At 40.7% G+C, this 18,341-nt stretch carries 18 protein-coding genes; 6 read left to right on the top strand and 12 right to left on the bottom strand.

Features of this window, described 5'->3' with window-relative positions:
• Positions 1-37 precede the first annotated feature (37 nt).
• Genes H6G69_RS04660 through pilM form a run of 3 tightly spaced genes read right to left on the bottom strand, consistent with a single transcriptional unit; the run spans position 38 to position 2,677 of the window.
• A complete protein-coding gene (locus H6G69_RS04660) occupies positions 38-805 on the bottom strand; it encodes a pilus assembly protein PilO (protein WP_190682322.1) in 768 nt (255 codons plus the stop codon).
• A complete protein-coding gene (locus tag H6G69_RS04665) occupies positions 802-1,566 on the bottom strand; it encodes a PilN domain-containing protein (RefSeq protein WP_190682325.1) in 765 nt (254 codons plus the stop codon). Before H6G69_RS04665 ends, H6G69_RS04660 begins: the two co-directional genes overlap by 4 nt.
• Positions 1,567-1,570: 4 nt before the next feature.
• Positions 1,571-2,677, bottom strand: a complete 1,107-nt coding sequence (gene pilM, locus H6G69_RS04670) for a type IV pilus assembly protein PilM (protein WP_190682327.1) — start codon at positions 2,675-2,677, stop codon at positions 1,571-1,573.
• A gap of 141 nt (positions 2,678-2,818) precedes the next feature.
• On the opposite strand from pilM, the gene H6G69_RS04675 reads away from it, so the two are divergent.
• Positions 2,819-4,117, top strand: coding sequence for a sugar ABC transporter substrate-binding protein (locus tag H6G69_RS04675; protein ID WP_190682330.1), 1,299 nt, complete (start codon positions 2,819-2,821; stop codon positions 4,115-4,117).
• 27 nt (positions 4,118-4,144) lie between these two features.
• Here H6G69_RS04675 and H6G69_RS04680 read toward each other — a convergent pair whose 3' ends face one another.
• From H6G69_RS04680 to H6G69_RS04690, 3 genes are all read right to left on the bottom strand, one after another.
• On the bottom strand, positions 4,145-5,416 hold the full coding sequence (locus H6G69_RS04680; protein WP_190682332.1) for a glutamate ligase domain-containing protein: 1,272 nt from the start codon (positions 5,414-5,416) through the stop codon (positions 4,145-4,147).
• Between the two features lie 165 nt (positions 5,417-5,581).
• The gene (locus H6G69_RS04685) at positions 5,582-5,707 is read right to left on the bottom strand and encodes a photosystem II protein Y (protein WP_190682337.1); all 126 of its coding nucleotides are present in this window, start codon (positions 5,705-5,707) and stop codon (positions 5,582-5,584) included.
• Between the two features lie 131 nt (positions 5,708-5,838).
• Positions 5,839-6,381 (bottom strand): gamma carbonic anhydrase family protein, encoded by a 543-nt coding sequence (locus tag H6G69_RS04690; protein ID WP_190682341.1) that lies wholly within the window; start codon positions 6,379-6,381, stop codon positions 5,839-5,841.
• A gap of 239 nt (positions 6,382-6,620) precedes the next feature.
• Between H6G69_RS04690 and H6G69_RS04695 the strand changes: the two genes are divergently transcribed.
• From H6G69_RS04695 to H6G69_RS04705, 3 genes are all read left to right on the top strand, one after another.
• Positions 6,621-7,133, top strand: coding sequence for a TIGR02652 family protein (locus H6G69_RS04695; protein ID WP_199335731.1), 513 nt, complete (start codon positions 6,621-6,623; stop codon positions 7,131-7,133).
• A 109-nt stretch (positions 7,134-7,242) separates the two neighbouring features.
• Positions 7,243-7,686 carry a VOC family protein gene (locus H6G69_RS04700; RefSeq protein ID WP_190682344.1) on the top strand — a complete coding sequence of 148 codons (444 nt, stop codon included), beginning with the start codon at positions 7,243-7,245 and terminating at the stop codon, positions 7,684-7,686.
• A 144-nt stretch (positions 7,687-7,830) separates the two neighbouring features.
• Positions 7,831-10,689: a pitrilysin family protein gene (locus tag H6G69_RS04705; RefSeq protein ID WP_190682347.1), complete on the top strand. Its 2,859-nt coding sequence runs from the start codon at positions 7,831-7,833 to the stop codon at positions 10,687-10,689.
• An 89-nt stretch (positions 10,690-10,778) separates the two neighbouring features.
• Here H6G69_RS04705 and H6G69_RS04710 read toward each other — a convergent pair whose 3' ends face one another.
• Complete coding sequence (locus H6G69_RS04710) at positions 10,779-11,264, bottom strand: hypothetical protein (RefSeq protein WP_190682349.1); 486 nt, start codon at positions 11,262-11,264, stop codon at positions 10,779-10,781.
• Positions 11,265-11,505: 241 nt separating this feature from the next.
• Between H6G69_RS04710 and H6G69_RS04715 the strand changes: the two genes are divergently transcribed.
• Positions 11,506-13,404, top strand: coding sequence for a serine/threonine protein kinase (locus H6G69_RS04715; RefSeq protein ID WP_190682352.1), 1,899 nt, complete (start codon positions 11,506-11,508; stop codon positions 13,402-13,404).
• A 184-nt stretch (positions 13,405-13,588) separates the two neighbouring features.
• Here the strand turns inward: H6G69_RS04715 and rbfA are convergent, their stop codons facing one another.
• Both rbfA and H6G69_RS04725 read right to left on the bottom strand, forming a co-directional pair.
• Positions 13,589-14,002 carry a 30S ribosome-binding factor RbfA gene (gene rbfA / locus H6G69_RS04720; protein ID WP_190682355.1) on the bottom strand — a complete coding sequence of 138 codons (414 nt, stop codon included), beginning with the start codon at positions 14,000-14,002 and terminating at the stop codon, positions 13,589-13,591.
• Between the two features lie 183 nt (positions 14,003-14,185).
• Positions 14,186-14,392 carry a DUF751 family protein gene (locus H6G69_RS04725; RefSeq protein ID WP_190682358.1) on the bottom strand — a complete coding sequence of 69 codons (207 nt, stop codon included), beginning with the start codon at positions 14,390-14,392 and terminating at the stop codon, positions 14,186-14,188.
• A 162-nt stretch (positions 14,393-14,554) separates the two neighbouring features.
• Here H6G69_RS04725 and H6G69_RS04730 point away from each other — a divergent pair, with 162 nt between their 5' ends.
• Entirely contained in the window at positions 14,555-15,388 is an 834-nt protein-coding gene (locus H6G69_RS04730; protein WP_190682363.1) for a DNA adenine methylase, read from the top strand.
• On the opposite strand, the gene H6G69_RS04735 is transcribed toward H6G69_RS04730, so the two are convergent.
• From H6G69_RS04735 to H6G69_RS04745, 3 genes are all read right to left on the bottom strand, one after another.
• Positions 15,385-15,861: a PD-(D/E)XK nuclease superfamily protein gene (locus tag H6G69_RS04735; RefSeq protein WP_190682366.1), complete on the bottom strand. Its 477-nt coding sequence runs from the start codon at positions 15,859-15,861 to the stop codon at positions 15,385-15,387. The two genes, H6G69_RS04730 and H6G69_RS04735, sit on opposite strands and share 4 nt — an antisense overlap.
• A gap of 207 nt (positions 15,862-16,068) precedes the next feature.
• Positions 16,069-17,286 carry a HetZ-related protein gene (locus H6G69_RS04740; RefSeq protein WP_190682370.1) on the bottom strand — a complete coding sequence of 406 codons (1,218 nt, stop codon included), beginning with the start codon at positions 17,284-17,286 and terminating at the stop codon, positions 16,069-16,071.
• A 373-nt stretch (positions 17,287-17,659) separates the two neighbouring features.
• A complete protein-coding gene (locus H6G69_RS04745) occupies positions 17,660-18,313 on the bottom strand; it encodes an L-threonylcarbamoyladenylate synthase (protein WP_190682373.1) in 654 nt (217 codons plus the stop codon).
• Positions 18,314-18,341: the final 28 nt, after the last annotated feature.

Genomic DNA, 18,341 nt, shown 5'->3' on the forward strand with positions numbered 1-18,341 from the left:
TAAGCAACACTATTTGAGATTTCACTCCGTACTTTCACTACTTCTTCGGAGCCGCTTTAGCAGCCACCGCCGCGATTTCTTCTGGTGTCATTGGGATTAAAGCTTGTAGTTGAAAGGATGTAGTAATTGGTGCAGGCCCTCTTCGGCGTACTAATTTACCTGCTGGGTTACTATTTTGTACAGGAGACAATACAGATCGATAATCTTTAACTATTAATAAAGGCTGTAAACGCTCTATATTACGCAGAATAGATTGTGTTTGTTCATAAGTGCCGACAATTTCGACATTAATGTTTAGACTTTTGAGCTTGCCATTCACTCCTGTACCTAAAGAGCCATCTATCACTGGTTCGGCTGTCTCTGTCGCTGGGGTAAACTTCTGGAGTTTGGCTTTGACAGCATTCGGCGGAACTTGAGTATTACCAGACTCAACTAAGCGATTTAAATCCAATAACAAAGTATTTAAAGTCTTTTCATCAGCAAATAAACCCAAAACTTGAACTTTTTGTTGTTTTGCCTGGGCTAAGTCTTGTTTTACTTTATCTACCTGTTTGATGATGGCTTTTTTTTGGTCAATTTGACCTTGCAAATCTGAAGTTTTTGCTTGCTGCTGTTGATAGTTTTCCCAAGCAGGCATCACCAGGTTGAGAACGATAAACAAAGCTCCCCCCAGTCCTACTACTCCAGCTATTAATCCAATGATTTTTGGGGTAAAGCTAATGCCAAAAATCACAGGATAGGGTGACGCGCCTGAATCAAATTCCCCACCTTGGTCTGCAAAATTGATATCTTCACTCAGCGTCATTTTGGGATGACTCCTGTTTGTTGCATAGTGCGAATTCGAGCTACTAGTCCTACCGTGCCTTTTTGCTCTAACTCCCGAGTTAATTCAGAAGCGGGAACATCACTTAAACTCGATTGGATAGTGTATTTAACTACTTGTGGCGGTTTAACGATAACTTGAGATGTAGATGCAGACGGCGGTAGTGGGACATCTACTAAGTTTGCTGAAATAATCTTGCTTTCGGAAGACTTTAAAAATTGAGACTGTTGCAGACTTAATAAAAAATCATTGACATCGTTAAACGAGCGAGCTAATCCACTAATTTTGATCCCACCAGCTGGATTAGGTGAGGGTTTTCCTTGTAGTCCTGGCGTAGGCGGTAATTGTTCAACGTTCTCAATTTGAACTGAGCCTGGAATGCGATCGCGCAAATCTTGTAACATTGCTGACCAAGGACGAATCTCGTCAAATACAGTCACCAAACTTTGGGTTTCTGCTTTAACTGCGTTCGTTTCATCCTTAATTTTGTCAATGTTGCCAATTTCTGTATCTAATTGCTTGACCTGTTGTTCTAGTTGTGATACTGTCTGCTCTAGTTCGCCATTTTTCATTTGCAGCATCCACCAACCAGCCCCAGCTGCAATAGGTAAGCATAAGCCTAAGCCTGCTCCTAAAATAATTGGTCTGGTATCACCAGGTTGAAGTTTATTACCACCTTTTTTTTCACTCTTATTTTGATAAATTGGGCGGTCTTTAAGAAAGTTAATATCTAGACTATACATACTGTTATACCTCCCGCATCCCCAAGCCGAGGATAATTCCTAGGCCAGAGCGTTGTATACCTGGGTATTTTTGTTCATCGATTTCTAGAGACAAAGCCCCTACAGGATCTATTTGGATAGTTGGTAAGCTTAAGCGTTGCGTGAAAAACTCATCTAGCTGTTGCAGTCCACCCCCTGGCCCAGCTAATAAAATCTGCGCTATCTCCAAATTTTCACTTTGATTGAGATAAAAATCGATAGAACGACGCAATTCATCTGTGAGTTCACCCAAAACTCTCATCATTGCTGCCATCCCAGGGTTAATTCCCGTCACCCCAGTTTGTCCACCATCCATAGGCGTAGCGGGAATAGTCATTCCCTGCAACAGTTCCATATCCCGTGATGCGGGTAAACTCATTGCTCTAGCTACTGCCATTTGCAATTGATAAGTACCGATAGGTACAGTGCGCGAGAATTGCGGTACTCCGTTCACAATAATGGCGATTTCTGTACTGTCGAACTCAATATCTACCAGTACCACCGCTTCTTGTGGCCCGAATTGTCGCAATTGGTCACGAATTGTCCGAATCAGCGCAAAACTATTAATCTCTAAAACATCAATTTGTAAACCTGCTTGCTCAAAAGTACTAATATAGGTATCTGTTACTTCCTTCCGAGTTGCAACTAATAATACCTGTACTTTTTCAATGCCATCTTCATCTACAAAGTACCCAAGTTTTTGATAATCTACATCAGCTTCTTCCCGGGGGTATGGTAAGTACAATCCGGCTTCATGGTTTAACACCATTTCCCGCAATTCTTTGTCATCCAATTCAGATGGCACTGGTATGAGACGTACAATAGAATCTCGTCCAGGTACACCAGTCGCAACACGAGAAGCCTTGATTTTACTTTCAGCCAGCCCTTGCTGGATGATTTGCGCCATTGCTGGGGGGTCAGTGATTTGACCATCTGTCACCACACCTTCTGGAACTGGTACAGATGTCAAAGATTCCAATTTCAAGCCTTGGCGCTGCTTGCGTAACTGAACTATATTCACCCGTTCTGGTGCAAGTTCGATGCCAACCCCTTTATTAGATTTGCCAAACAGACTATTGAAGCTTTTCACCACAGTTCCGCCGGACTACTAAAAATTGAAAATTTAAATTGTAGAGGCAATATATTGCGTCTCTACGGGTAATTGATTTAGCCTATAATCTCGTTAATTCTGCATAAGCTTTTCATTTATATCAAGGGTGAAAATACTGGTAAAATGATTCGATTACGAAAATTTCAACAACTAGCTGCCTGGGCAATAATTGGTATATTAACCAGTTGGATTGTTAGTTGCAGTACAGCAAATGTAGACACAAGTAAACAACAGTCGGCAACAGCAGGAGCAAACATTGAATTTTGGACAATGCAACTCCAACCTCAATTTACCGACTACTTTCAAAAACTAATCTCTAATTTTGAGTCACAAAACCCAGGTGTAAAAGTTAACTGGGTTGATGTGCCTTGGGCAGCTATGGAGAACAAAATTTTAACAGCTGTCTCTGCAAAAACGCCACCTGATGTTGTTAACCTCAACCCAGATTTCGCCTCCCAACTAGCAGGACGAAATGCTTGGTTAGACTTAGATACCAATATTCCCCAACAAGTGCGTTCGACCTATTTACCCAACATTTGGAAAGCCAGTACGCTCAATGGTAAAAGTTTTGGAATTCCGTGGTATCTCACAACGCGGCTAACTATTTATAACACTGAATTATTGAAACAGGTAGGTATTAGTAAACCACCAAGCACCTACGCAGAATTAGCACAAGCAGCCCAACAAATTAAAGATAAAACGGGCAAGTATGCGTTCTTTATTACTTTTGTACCGCAAGATTCCGGTGAGGTGATGGAATCTTTGGTACAGATGGGCGTGAATTTAGTAGACGCGGAGGGTAAAGCAGCTTTCAACACGCCTCAAGGTAAAGCCGCATTTCAATATTGGGTAGATTTATATAAAAAAGGACTCTTGCCAAAAGAGGCCTTAACCCAAGGTCATCGTCATGCTATTGATTTGTATCAATCAGGTGAAACGGTATTTTTAGCTTCAGGGCCAGAATTTCTCAAGACTATAGCTAATAATGCACCAAAAATTGCTCAAACTTCAGCGATCGCACCGCAAATTACTGGTGAAACAGGTAAGAAGAATGTCGCTGTGATGAATATCATTATTCCCCGCGCTAGCAAACATCCTGATGCGGCTACTAAATTTGCTTTGTTTGTGACTAATGACGAAAATCAATTAGCCTTTGCTAAAGCCGCTAATGTCTTACCGTCTACGATTAAAGCTTTGTCTGACAGTTACTTTAAAGATGTGCCAGCTACTGCCTCTACAGTAGAAAAAGCTAGAGTTATTAGTGCTACACAATTACAACAAGCAGAGGTTTTAACTCCCACTCTCAAAGACTTTAATAAATTGCAAAAAGCAATTTATGAAAATTTACAAGCAGCTATGCTAGGGCAGAAAACTGTAGATCAAGCAGTAGAAGAGGCGGCGCAACAGTGGAATAATCGGTAAATCTAGAGACGTTGCATTGCAACGTTTCTAGATGATTGATTTATAGTTAAATATGTCTAAAAAATGACCGATTAAGTATAAAGAGCCACACAAAACTACTAAATTATTTGTATTATAAAAAGCTGATGCTAGTGCTGGTGCTAAATCTGGGTATGTTTGGCAAAAAGATAAGTCAGGACAAATATTATTAGCTAATTGTGCTAACTCATTGGGATTGGCTGAATTAGGATCTGGTACTGGGACTAAATGTAGTTTATCGCCAGTTTTGAGCAAAGCTTGAAAAATATCGCTATGCTCTTTTGTCGAGAGCATCCCCATAATCCAAGTTACATTTTGATAATTTAAACTATCAACATAATCACGTAATACTTGAGCAGCCGCAGGGTTATGTGCGCCATCAATTAATAATTTATGGTTGTTCCAATTAAGCCATTGCATTCGTCCTGGCCATTTGGTTTTTGCCATACCATTAATGATGGCTGATTCAGAAATTTTGAAGCCTTGATGTTGCAAAATTTCTAATGTGGCTAATGCTAAAGCTGAATTAGTTAATTGAATTTGTCCTTGTAAAGGTAAGGGATATTGAATTGCATTTTGGGGATTTTGCAGTGAATGATATTCTGCCCAGCCTGAAGAGATGGGACGTGCAGGTTGAGGTGTAAATATTGGGCATTGTAATTCTTCGGCACGCGATCGCACAACTTTTTCAGCCTCAGTTGGTAAAGGGCCAACCACCGCCGGACACCCAGGTTTGAAAATCCCGGCTTTTTCTCTGGCTATGTCAGCTACTGTTGGGCCTAATTGTTGCCAATGTTCCCGGCTAATTGATGTCACAACCGTCACCAATGGTTGAGAACACACATTAGTCGCATCCAAACGTCCCCCTAGCCCAACTTCTATAACTGCGACATCAACCTGTTGCTGGGCAAAATACAACCAAGCCGCAGCTGTAATAATTTCAAACTGAGTCGGATACTCATCATCAACAGACACAGCCGCTTGGACTCTTTGCAATAGTTGATTCAATTCCTCAGCAGAGATTGGCTGTTCGTTGATACAAATACGTTCCGTCCAATCAATCAAATGGGGAGAAATGTAACGTCCTGTGCGATAACCAGTTTCGGTTAGCACTGAAGAGAGATAAGCGCAGACAGAACCTTTACCATTTGTACCAGCAACGTGAATCACGGAAATGCGCTCATGGGGGTTGCCTAGATTCGCCAACAGTTTCACAATGCGTGAAAGTCCTAGATTCACACCAAAATGTTGCAAAGGTTGAAGTACAGAATTAATATCCACGAATGAAGTATGAAGTGTGAAGTATGAAGTGTGAAGTGTGAAGTGTGAAGTGTGAAATTTTATTTTTTAACCTTCTGCCTGCTGCCTGCTGCCTTCTATCAACAAAACCGACTGCCCTGAGTGACCAGAAACAGTCGGTTTGAGGGTGATAATGTAAATTTATGTTTATGCTTCTCTGTTCAAAAAGTTTTGAACTTGTCTCAAAGCCGCAGCACCGATATTAAATAAAGCCCAGCCACCCGCAACAGCAATAGGTGCTAAAACGATCGCTACACGAAAATCGATATCCATAATTTAGAACCCCTCTCTCCAGTAAAAATTAAAGTTTTATCAACTCTTCTCATTTTTATTTTTAGCTGAAGTGGGCATTTTTTCCAACCTTCTATGTAAAGAAAGATTACAGATTGGTCAATAGTCATTTGTCATTGGTGTTTGCTCCCCTGTGGGTAAAAACCAATATCATTGCCTTTGCCTGCATGAACTAAAGCTAACTTTTTGTAACGTTGGGCGTGTTCAATTAGTTCTGCGGCTTCGGTTTGGCTCATTTGACGCAAGACTTTGCCAGGAACGCCCACAACCAGGGACAAAGGCGGTACATCTTTGGTGACTACTGCGCCTGCACCAATAATGCTGCCATATCCTACTCTTACTCCATCTAAAACAACAGCCCCAATGCCAATTAAACTGCCACGCTCAATGTAGGCAGAATGTATCACAGCACGGTGTCCTACAGTCACATGATCCTCTAAAATGGTGGGCAAGCCAGGATCACCATGAAGAATGGCTCCATCCTGAATGTTGGTGCATTCACCAATTTCAATTCGTTCGACATCCCCCCTCACAACGGCTCCGTACCAAATACTTGCTCCGGCTTGGATATTTACTGAACCGATAACAACAGCGTTGTTTGCCACAAAGGCTGCTTGAGAAAAATCAGGAGATGGCCAGTAAGAAGCAGTAGACACGATAGAATATAAATATGGTACCCAGGAACACTGGAGAAACTCCAACCTTTGAGGCTGGTTGCACAACCAGAATATCATGTCGTTAGGCCTCTACACTGAGGAAGACACGGTTTACAATTGTTTTGGCTGCTCATCCGTTTCCGTGCAGTTGTAAGCAATTTCCCCAAAGTGGAGGAGCCGAAGTGTAAAATCGAACCTAATGGTGCTGGTAAAGAAGAAATTATGTTTGTACGCACTTCATGATGAATCCAGGTTTGCAGTACCCAATATTTGGCCCCGAAATTCAGTGTCCCCACTGTCGGCAAACTATTCCGGCTTTGACACTTACAGATACCTATCTTTGTCCTCGTCATGGCGCATTTGAAGCCAACCCGAAAACCGAGGAGTTGATTCATTTACAATCAGGTCGTCATTGGCGACGATGGAATGGTGAATGGTATAGACAACACACTCATCCTGATGGGATACGGTTTGAAATTCACGAAGCCTTAGATAAACTTTATACTCAAGGCTATCGAGCAACACGCGTCATAATTGCCAGACGTTATCAGGAATTGATGAGTGGTTATTTAGAACGCAGTACGCCTTGGCGGTCTGGACAGCCAGAAACTACCTCGGCGCGGTTATACGGCTTACCAGTAGAATTTAGTCCCGATGCTGGCGAAGAACCCTGTTGGGATGTGATTAATTTTGATCTGGAAAAAGAGCCGGGTGTGCCTGTGCGCTACCCTTATTTTAGGTTGTTTGAATAAGACTAGGAATTAGGAATTAGGGGCTAGGGATTAGAGAAAATAAAGTTATTACTAGTTAACTTTTTCTGTCCACTAGCTTCTAGTTTCTAACCTCCAACCCCTATTGATTATGCACCACGCTTCTATCCGCACTGCGAATATTCACCGCGCGATCGCTTTTTATGAATTGTTGGGGTTTACAGTTTGTGAACGCTTCACTACAGGCTATACCCTGGCTTGTTGGATGGAAGGACTAGGTGGGAGAATTGAACTGATTCAAATTCCCCAACCAAAACCTGCTGCCGATGCCTTTAATGATGAACATTATGTCGGGTATTATCATTTATCTTTTGATTTAACTGAAATAACCTCAGATTTACCTAGCTGGTTAACAGATTTAAAAGCCCGATTTGAACTGGCAGCAAATAACCAGCAAGAACAATTATTACCTTTAAAAATCCTTTTAGAACCAACACAACAGCAAATAGGCAATAGCATCTGGGAAGTTACTTTTATTGCGGATAGCGACGGCTTACCTCTGGAATTTATTCGGACTTTAACCAAATTGAGTTAAGTGACCTGTCTCTTTATATACTTTTTTTATTAGCCTATTTTTTCTTTGGTGGTGTTTCTGATTGCAGCAATATCAGAGAAAGATAGACTGTTAATAATCATGCTTATAAATATGTAATTCAGTTTAAATACATCTACTAAAAAAATGCCATTATTTTTTATTGGGTATAGATATCGTTGGCCGTTATTACTTTTAAGTCTTTGGATAATTACAGTATTTTGTCTTGGTGATCAACCAGCTAGCGGCAAATACACAGCTACTTCAAAACAAGATAATATTTTAACAACATTGATTGCATCTCATACAAACCATTCAAAAATCACAGAAAACGTGCGGAAAACAGTATTAGAAAATGGTCTGACTGTTTTAACTAAAGAAGTCCATACAGCACCAGTTGTTAGTGTGCAAATGTGGTATAAAGTCGGTTCGCGGAACGAAGAACCAGGAGTCAATGGGATTGCCCATCAACTAGAACATATGATGTTTAAAGGGACAAAAAACCGGCCAGTTCAATTTGGCAGGTTGTTTAGTGCCTTAGGTAGCGACTCCAACGCTTTTACCAGCTATGACCAAACAGCTTATTACAATACTGTAGAAAGCAGCAAGTTAAAAGCACTGTTAATTTTAGAAGCCGATAGAATGCAAAATGCGCTGATTGATACAGAGCAATTAGCAAGTGAAAAACGAGTAGTAATTTCGGAATTACAAGGCTATGAAAATAGCCCAGAGTATCGCCTTAACCGTGCTGTAATGCGATCGCTATTTCCTCATCATGCTTACGGTTTACCAGTCGGCGGTACTAAAGCTGATGTAGAAAAGTTTCAAGTGGAACAGGTACAGGAATATTACCGCAAATTTTACACTCCTGATAATGCTGTCTTAGTAATTGTGGGGGATTTTCCCACCAATAAAACTTTAGAAACCGTTAAAGAATTATTTGGCAAATTACCAAAAAGTCAAAACTCAGCAACGCCACTGACTAAAACAGAAGATCCTTCCGCAACACAGAGGCTCCTCAGCGCTCCTCTAGTTCTCAAAGAACCGGGAGCCGCAGCGATGTATCAAGCTGTGTATCCCCTACCAAATTTAAATCACCCAGATATCCCAGCTTTGGAAGTGATGGATTACATTTTGACCGAGGGACGAAATTCTCGCCTTTATCAAGCTTTAGTAGAATCGGGTTTAGCTTCGGAAGTCAGTGCTTCGGTTTCTAGCTTGCGGGATGCAGGGTGGTATGAATTATTAGTCACAGCAGATGATGAGCGTGACTTAAAAAAAATAGAAACAGTATTGCAGCGTGCGATCGCTAATCTAGCGCAAACAGGGGTAACAGCAGAAGAAATAGCTAGAGCTAAGATGCAGGTAGAAGCGGCGGTAATTTTGAGTAATCGTGACATCACCAGTCAGGCTATGCAGTTAGGTAACGATGAAATTACGGCTGGGGATTATCGCTATACAAACCGCTATTTAGAAGCTGTTAACCAAGTGACAGCAGCAGATATTGTGAATGTAGTCAAAAAATATTTAAACCCAGAAGTGCGTGTAGTTGGACTATTTCAACCCACACAGACAACTACAGCCGAAATTGGCAAAAAACCCTCATTCAAACAAACAACAGAAAATTTATCAGCGAGTACAGATGTAGTACCAGCCGATTTGGCCAAGTACCTACCAACCAACGAAACTACAGATGTGGTCAAACAACTGTCTCATCATGACACTAATTCCACTTCGACCCCATCTTTACCACAACAATTTACCTTAGCTAACGGTCTGCAAGTATTACTTTTACCAGATAAAAGCACACCCACAATTACTTTAAGTGGACATATTAAGGCAGGAACCGAATTTGATCCCGAAAATCAAGCCGGACTTGCAGCTGTTGTGGCCGATAACTTGATGAATGGAACAACCACAAAAAATGCTTTAACTTTGGCAAAAGCCTTAGAAGAAAGAGGCGCAGACCTAGATTTTGCGGCTTACCGTGAAGGTGTGAGAATTGAGGGTGATAGTTTAGCGGAAGATTTACCAATTCTCATTCACACTTTTGCAGATGTGGTCAAAAACAGTACATTTCCTAAAAAAGAATTAGAATTGAGTCGCCAGCAAGCTTTGACCGATTTAAAACAAGAACTAGATGATCCGGCTGAAGTAGCAAAACGCATTTTTGTACAATCAATTTACCCAAAACAACATCCTTTACACTCCTTTCCCACTCAAAAAAGTCTGCAAAAAATTAAGCGAGAGGATGTAGTTGCTTTTAAGAGCAAATATTATCGTCCAGATACAACAGTGTTAGTCATTGTCGGAGATTTTGATTCTACAAAAGTGCGATCGCTATTACAACAAGAATTAGGTTCTTGGAAAGTCAACGGTCAAGCACCACAGCAAAAATATCCCGTTGTTTCACAGCCAAATGATATGGTATGTGTGAATCCAGTGATTCCGGGTAAATCACAAGCGATTACTTTTATGGGAAATACAGGCATTACCCGACAAGACCCACGATATTATGCGGCTTTGGTATTGAATCAAATTTTAGGAGGCGATACCTTATCCAGTTATCTAGGCGCGGAAGTGCGCGATCGCCAAGGTTTAACCTATGGTATTTATAGCTACTTACAAGCACAAAAAGATGTCGGGACATTTTGGATTGAAATGCAAACTAGTCCTGAAGATAGCCATAAAGCGATCGCAAGTACCCGCAAATTATTAGCAGAAATTCATCAACAGGGCGTAACGATCAATGATGTAGAAGCTGCTAAAAATAGCCTAATTAGTAACTATAACGTTTCCCTCGCTCACCCTGAAGAATTAGTACATCAAATACTCATGAATCAGGTACGAGGGCTGGATGTTAATGAACTACATTCTTTCACTGATAAAATCAAACAAGTCAGTCTTGCGGAAGTTAATCAAGCTGCGCGTGACTTACTCAACCCCAATAAAATTGTTGTGGTGACAGCAGGGCCAGCTGTTGTTGCAGATAAAGATATCAGGTAGTAAGCAGGAAAAATATTCAAATGTGCGATCGCTTTTTTAACCTGGGATGAAATTGGAAGGGCGATCGCGTTTGATCTTAATTTAATTAACTATTCTGGTAAATTAGCAAACACTTGTGCTACTAAATCTTTAGTTTTATTTTCTAGACGCTGCCAATCGACTTCACCTAGTTCATCAATTAAACTAGTATCAATATCAACAGCATCATCTTCCGGGGTGTAATTTGCAAAACATACTTGATAACAAAGATCCCACAAATCAATACTGACTTTTTGCTCTTGACGTTGCAATTGCAAATGATATCCTGGATGGGGCATTGGCAAACGGGCTAAAGTATCACGAATTGTGTCTGCTTGTTCTGGTGTGGCACTTTCCATGTCTTGCAACAGTCTTGTTACTAAAGCTTTCGTTTCGTCAGTGGTACTGGGCGGCCATATCAGTACATCTTGGTAGGTTCCTGTCCAAGCAGATGCATCGAGTTGTTTACGAATGTTATCTATAACTCTAATGAAAGCTGGTTGCATGAGGAGTTCAGCCTGTTGCCATGCAACTTGATTGGTTATTTTAGGTGGCATCGGTCGTCAAACGATTTTGAATTTTAAATTGATTCTGACTAGGAAAGTACGGAGGTGACGATTTTAGATTTTGGCTGCATTCCGCCGGAAAATCTAAAATTGGCACATTTAATAAACAGGGTTTATAAAAAAGCTACGTATTTATTTCAAATCTTTTTTCAAGATAGCGGATTTCATGGAAAAAAATTTGGAGATATTTATTACCAGCTGGAAAATTAGGTAATAACTCTGGGGAGGGAATATGATAGGCAAGCTACTGGATAATCGTTACCAAGTAATTCAAGTGCTGGCTAAGGGTGGGTTTGGTCAAACCTACATAGCCCAAGATACTAGACGGCCAGGAAATCCTATCTGCGTTGTCAAACACCTCAAGCCTACCAGTTCTGACCCCAAATTTTTTGACACTGCTAAACGCCTGTTTCACAACGAAGCAGAAACCTTGGAACGGTTGGGATATCATGACCAGATTCCTCGGCTTTTGGCTTATTTTGACGAAAATCAAGAATTCTTTTTGGTACAGGAGTACGTTGAAGGGCATCCCCTGACGGATGAATTAATTCCTGGTCAGCCTTGGAGTGAAAGCCAAGTTCTGCAAATGTTACAGGAAGTTTTAACTATTTTAGAGTTTGTACATCAGCAAGGTGTTATTCACCGTGATATTAAACCAGATAATATTATTCGTCGTGTTATAGATAATAAGTTAGTTTTAGTAGACTTTGGCGCAGTTAAACAGTTAAGTTCTTCAATGGTGACAGTAGGGGGACAACCCACGGCTACAGTAGCTATTGGTACGCCTGGGTATATGCCGACTGAACAAAGTCAAGGCAGACCACGCCCAAATAGTGATATTTATGCTTTAGGTATTATTGCAATTCAAGCTTTGACCGGAGTCAGCGCAGCCGAATTACAAGAAGACCCAGATACAGGCGAAATTCGTTGGCAGCATTTAGTCTCGGTTAGCTATCGGTTGGCGGGTATTTTGACCAAGATGGTGCATTATCACTTCAAAGACCGCTACCAAACTGCGGCAGAAGCTTTGCAAGCGTGTATGAGTGTGACAAATGCTGTTCTCACACCCGCAGCAATACCAGAAACTTTAAAAAGTCCTAGTTACGCATCTGCAAAATCCTCATCTTTCCAGCCGACTTTGGCAGTTGCACCAGCAAATCCTGGGACTAGCAAACCCACGCGCAGAACTTCAAGTAAACCCGATCCCTTACCTTTAGTAATTGGCTTTCTTTTAGCTGGGAGTGCGGCGGCTTTAGTCACAAATTTATACCCCAATATCAGAAATATAGCGGCTAATTTTACAGGTCAAAGTCAAACTACTGGTAATAAATGCTTGGCGATGGTGACAGGCAATTCTAATATCCGTTCTGAACCCAGTTCAATTAATTCTGATAATGTTCTCAAAACTATAGGTGAGGATACAGCATTTGAGGTGACTGGCCTGCGGACAAAACGTAATTGGATACAAGTGAAACTCAATTCCGGCCGTTTAGCTTGGGCTTATGCAGAGGTTATTACCAATAATGACCAATGGAAAGCTTGTCTGCGAGACAAGGGTATTGCGATTAAGACGGTTGATGATAATACACTGATTGCATCTCGTCCACTGCCAACACTCAAACCCAAAGCTACTAAGGTTGTTGTGCCTGCACCAAAACCATCAGAGACGCCAAAACCCGAAGCAGCACAACCTAATGAAGACAGTGCCAAGGTGATAGAACAAGCCAAGAAGAAGTATGACTCAGGTGATTTAGTTGGTGCGATCGCATTATTACGGTCTATTCCTGCTAATGCTTCTGCTAGTATTCAAGAAACAGGTAAGATGATCAACCAATGGCAGCAAGATTGGTCTAAGGCTGATGCACTGTTTAATGACATCAACAAAGCTTTAGATGATGGCAAATGGGACAAGGTTTTAGATTATCGAAATCATCCTGAAAAGTTGCCCGATACCGAGTACTGGCGCAAGAAATTTGAGCCTTTATTTAAAGAAGCAGCAGACAATATCGAAAAGCAGGCTTTTCCTCACGGCGAGAAGCCCAACAATCAAACAACACCCAAAACTGAAAAACCAGCAGCTAAAGCTAGCCCCACACTAAGTGACAGGGAACAGGATAGAGGGGACAGATGATCAGCTGCAATTGCCGTGGTTTTTGAGGTTTGAGAATTGACAAAATATACTAAACAGGGGCGAAAATGCTTTCGCCCCTAAAAATGTAAGGTAAGGGGAAAGGGTGTAAGTATGTGGGGGTGTAGGGTGTATATATCCAGAACCCTTACACATCTTTAACTCTGTCACCTGTTACCTACTAGACTTATTCCCATTCTTCTTCTGCGCCAATATCTTCTTCGTCATCGGCAGTGTGCTGCTGCGATCGCTGATCTTGGAGTCGGTTTAACAGCGATAATACTTTAGTACCCCTTTCTATCGAACGGTCTTCGATAAAAATTACCTCTGGTGTGCGACGCAGCCTTACTCTCGCACCAAGTTCGCTACGGACATAACCTGTTGCCGATTTTAAGCCTGCCATTGTTTCGGCTTTTGCTTCTTCTGTACCATAAATACTGACGTAAATTTTGGCGTGCTGCAAATCGCCAGAAACGTCTACATCAGTAACACTAACCATACCAGAACCCACACGGTCATCTTTAATTCCGTTGAGTAACATTTGGCTAACTTCCCGTCTAATTAACTCAGCAACACGGGAAACGCGGCGATTTGTAGCCATAACACTTTTTCCTCCTCACAGAGGTTATAAAACATCAATAGTGGAAATGGGGAAAAAACTATGTTTGACGCTAACAACGCCAAACAGTTGTGAATTTTAGATTACTCCTGTAGATAAATCTGGGGACTTGTGCCATTGAGCAAATATTATTCCAAAGCCACAGCCCCAATCTATAACTCTAGGTTAAATCGTACTTAAGCCGAGCATGGCGCGTAGAGTAAGGGTAATGAAGGTAAGACCGCCCAGCAATAAACCGACAACGGCAATTAAGGTAACTGGACGCTTTAGCAGGGGCAGTAATGGCTCAAATGTATTTACCAAAAGCCCAACGAGGATAGTAATTAGGTAGCGGGGGTAGCGAAAAACGTTATCCCAAAATCCGTCAAACATGGAAATTTAAACTGCCTTGTTATGAACTGACGTTTGTTTTGATATGCTTTATCTACCTAATTGTAATCTATACAGATGAAAATTACTCACTTAATATAGAATATGCTTCGTTAGTGCTAACTTGTTATATTTAATTGCTTAAACTAGTTAACTTATTGGTAAATGGTTATTCAAATGCTTCCAGAAACCTCACCTCGTCCTTTTTTAAAATGGGCTGGAGGTAAAAGTAGGTTAATTCAACAATATATTCCTTATTTTCCTAAATTTTATCAGACTTACTACGAACCTTTTTTAGGTGGTGGGGCGGTATTTTTTTATTTACAACCAACCACCGCAATTTTAACAGATATTAATGCTGAATTAATTACGACCTATCTTTGTGTGAGAGATCATGTTGAAGATTTGATTTCTCTATTACAAGAGCATAAAGCTAAACATAATCGTGAATATTATTACAGTGTCCGTTCTCATCGCTGTGAAAATGAATTAGAACAAGCAGCAAGATTAATTTATTTGAATAAAACTTGTTATAACGGTTTATATAGAGTTAATTCTCAAGGTAGATTTAACGTTCCTTTGGGTAATTATAAAAATCCTACTATTTGTCAAGAAAAATTACTTATAGCTGCATCTAAAGCTCTTTCATCTTGTGAGATAAAAAAAGCAGACTTTACATATTTATTAGCTTCTGCGACTGATAGTGATGATTTTGTCTTTTGCGATCCGCCTTATCATCCTATTAGTAGTACAAGTTATTTTACAGGTTATAACGGCAATTCTTTTGGTGAAACAGACCAAATCCGCTTGCGCGATGTTTGTGCAGAACTAGCAAGTCGGGGTGTCAAAGTTATGGTTTGTAATTCTGATTGTGAATTTATTAGAAATATATACGCAGAAATCGGTTTTAAAATTTATGCGATCGCCGCATCGCGTTCTATCAATTCTAATATCCAAAAACGAGGAATAATCAACGAACTATTAATCACTTCTTATTAAAAATTTTTATTAGCCCAGGCAATAAATCTATCTAAACTGTAAACCCCTAACAAGTTATGATTTAACGTAACTTGTTGCCTCAGCCATTGAATCGCCCCTTCCCTCATGCCTTCACCACCAATGACAACAATGGTGGGGGCTGGGTAATATTCCTGAATATTCATACTCAAATAAGGAAACTTTTCATCTACAGAACCGCCGCTTTCTTGCCACTTACATTCAATAATTAAACCGTCTGGGATCACAGGTAAACCGACAACATAAAAATCTACTTTTAAAGCAGTATTATAAATTCCCGCACCAATATAAACTTGTTTAGCATAACGTTTTGACAATAAATTAGCAGTTAAAAGATATTCCTTAGTGACGTGGTTTCCTATTTGAAAATAATGATGTCCATTTAATATGGCTTCGACATTACTTTCTAAAATTCTCCCTGCCTGATTTGCCCGTCTGCCTTGAGTCATAGTCATTCTCAAGCCCTCCGTCACACTTCCCATCTATTCTAGAATTTCATGGAATCAGGGAAATAGAAACAGTTACTTAATATGAATTTTCAAAGCTGAAAAAACAGCGAGCATTTTGGTACTTGTGTACTAAAAAATCATTAATTACCGATAAATGTGAATGAACACTCCGCGTAACTTCGCGTTTACCTCAGCGACACTCTGCGTTTAAACTCAACCTGTTTGCACTTCGCTATTACCATTACGAATTGTCCAAGCAGTTTCTAGTAATTGAGTCCAGCGTTTTTGTAATTGCTTGGGAGTACATTTTAAGGCTTTAGCGATCGCTTGGTCACTATGTCTAGCAGCTTTCAACTGCAAAATTTGTTGCTGTTGCGGAGAAAGTGCTTGAATAAAAGTTTCCCACTGCTGCGAAGACAAACCTAATTTTTGCTCTAAACCTGCGCCTAACCATTGGTGAACTAATTGCCATTGATGTTGCTTGGCAAACTTCTCAACGTGATATTTGAAGCGTTGTTGTAAATAATCGCGTTGACGGCTAGTTAAACCGAGAATTTGGTCGATTTCTGGGGCTGATAAATCTTGCAGTTTTAAGGTGAGGTAATCGACACAATCAGACTGACCTTGAGATTCCAAATATTTGACTAATTCGGAAATGACGCGATCGCGTTCTGACTCTTCCGATAAATCAAAATTATTTTGGGACACCATTTTGGCGCGAATTTGCTGTACCGCAGGATTGCGTTGATAAGATTCTGCCTCTTCACTTTTAGCAGAATCAACTGCCATTTCAATATCGACAGCAGTTTCTTGCGGTTGACGACGAGCAAAACCTTGAGCGCGTAAGATAATTAATTGTTGATTATTCCCACCAGCTAAACTGATGCGGCGTTTGGCATACTGTTCTGTAAATGCCATATATTCAGCTAATTGCAGCTGAGTACGTGGTTGATAATCTTCCGCCAAGTCATTTTCCCGACGGAAAGCTTTAATAGCTTCAATATAAAAAGCTTGCAGAAAATCTTCAATCAAATTGTAACGAGCATCAAAACCATACTCCGCGCCTGAAGGGGTAACATGACGATAAACCATCGCACCAAGACTGCTGTGTAATTCTACCCGTCCCCGGCGCGAACCTAGTTGGTAGTAATGCAGACATTTATGTAAACGATGCTTGGCTAAAGTTAACTGCCAAGATTGGACTTGACCAGAGGTTTGGATGCGAGAACTTTTCTCACAAATCCGGTTGACTTCTTTGGCTATGCGTTGTGCTACAGCTTGTACACATCCAGGCCCAGCCTTAACTTGTGATTGTAATTCTTGACACAACAGTTGCACTAAAGCATCTGTAGCTTGGGATGCTTCAGCAGCAGCATGATTAACAGTAAAAGAGGTTTTAGAGGTTGGTAGATTTACAAGGTTGGCTTTCATGAATTTTCTTAGGGGTAGAGTATAGCACCGTAACTACAACGCAAAGATAGCACCTGATAACGGTCTTGTCTGGAAACTTATTAAGTATTTATCCATACAAGATTCATTCCCAGCACCGTTCATATCTATGACTGTATGAGATTTCCAAAAGTTACAGGGAAACTAGTGTGTCGCTTTTCTCATGCGTAACTAATCTGCTAGCAGCACATAGATATCGATTACGTCCGCAAATGCTTCAAACGCTTACTACATAAACTTTTACTTCTGGTTGCTTCTACTACTCCTAGTCATTCTCAGTATGCCAATCCCAAAACTGGAGCATTTTTATTACATAATTCCGAAACAGCTATTTCAGCTTGTGGAGTATAGCGGTTTATACCCTTGCTGCTACGGCTTCCCAGCCTAAGCCCTTTCTGGTAATCATGGGTTCATCTCCGGTTAAGTCCACAATCGTTGATACCTCATAGGTTGGTTCTTCACCCGTATCTACAATCACATCCACTAAGTTATCTACAGAATCAAATAGTTCTACCAGTGATAGCTGAGTGTATGTGCCAAACTTGCCGTTATCAGTTTTGTCAAGTGGTAAATGTGCTGAAGTCGAAATAATGGGATTTCCCAAAGCTTCTAGCAATGCCAGACAAACTGTATGGTTTGGGACGCGGATACCTGTAGTTTTGCGTTTCGGATTTTGGACAAGTCGCGGGACTAATTTAGTCGCAGGTAGCAAAAATGTATAAGGGCCAGGAATTAGCCGCTTCATCATCCGATAAGCTGTATCACTAACAAAGGCATAAGTCGCTACATTTGACAATGAAGGACATAAAAATGTTAATGGTTTATCGTTTGCTAACTGCTTGATTTTTCGCACTTTTTCTACCGCCGACTTAGCATTTAAATCACAACCGATGGCATAAACCGTATCAGTTGGGTAAAGCATCACCGCGCCATTTGATAGCGCAGACTTTATTTCTTCTATTCGGCGACTTTGGGGATTATCCGGATGTATTGTAAAAATTTTTGCCATAGACCACGGGAGTTGAGAGCATGGGTAC

Origin of the sequence: Nostoc sp. FACHB-110, assembly GCF_014697425.1 — a bacterium.
GTDB lineage: Bacteria > Cyanobacteriota > Cyanobacteriia > Cyanobacteriales > Nostocaceae > Nostoc_B.

Bases quoted from the DNA above. Each gene is read 5' to 3' on its own strand.
- H6G69_RS04735 (WP_190682366.1), bottom strand. From the start codon at position 15,861: ATGACTATGACTCAAGGCAGACGGGCAAATCAGGCAGGGAGAATTTTA.
- H6G69_RS04660 (WP_190682322.1), bottom strand. From the start codon at position 805: ATGACGCTGAGTGAAGATATCAATTTTGCAGACCAAGGTGGGGAATTT.
- H6G69_RS04710 (WP_190682349.1), bottom strand. From the start codon at position 11,264: ATGCCACCTAAAATAACCAATCAAGTTGCATGGCAACAGGCTGAACTC.
- H6G69_RS04675 (WP_190682330.1), top strand. From the start codon at position 2,819: ATGATTCGATTACGAAAATTTCAACAACTAGCTGCCTGGGCAATAATT.
- H6G69_RS04695 (WP_199335731.1), top strand. From the start codon at position 6,621: ATGATGAATCCAGGTTTGCAGTACCCAATATTTGGCCCCGAAATTCAG.
- H6G69_RS04745 (WP_190682373.1), bottom strand. From the start codon at position 18,313: ATGGCAAAAATTTTTACAATACATCCGGATAATCCCCAAAGTCGCCGA.
- H6G69_RS04725 (WP_190682358.1), bottom strand. From the start codon at position 14,392: ATGTTTGACGGATTTTGGGATAACGTTTTTCGCTACCCCCGCTACCTA.
- H6G69_RS04665 (WP_190682325.1), bottom strand. From the start codon at position 1,566: ATGTATAGTCTAGATATTAACTTTCTTAAAGACCGCCCAATTTATCAA.
- H6G69_RS04740 (WP_190682370.1), bottom strand. From the start codon at position 17,286: ATGAAAGCCAACCTTGTAAATCTACCAACCTCTAAAACCTCTTTTACT.
- H6G69_RS04730 (WP_190682363.1), top strand. From the start codon at position 14,555: ATGGTTATTCAAATGCTTCCAGAAACCTCACCTCGTCCTTTTTTAAAA.
- H6G69_RS04715 (WP_190682352.1), top strand. From the start codon at position 11,506: ATGATAGGCAAGCTACTGGATAATCGTTACCAAGTAATTCAAGTGCTG.
- H6G69_RS04705 (WP_190682347.1), top strand. From the start codon at position 7,831: ATGCCATTATTTTTTATTGGGTATAGATATCGTTGGCCGTTATTACTT.
- rbfA (WP_190682355.1), bottom strand. From the start codon at position 14,002: ATGGCTACAAATCGCCGCGTTTCCCGTGTTGCTGAGTTAATTAGACGG.
- H6G69_RS04700 (WP_190682344.1), top strand. From the start codon at position 7,243: ATGCACCACGCTTCTATCCGCACTGCGAATATTCACCGCGCGATCGCT.
- H6G69_RS04685 (WP_190682337.1), bottom strand. From the start codon at position 5,707: ATGGATATCGATTTTCGTGTAGCGATCGTTTTAGCACCTATTGCTGTT.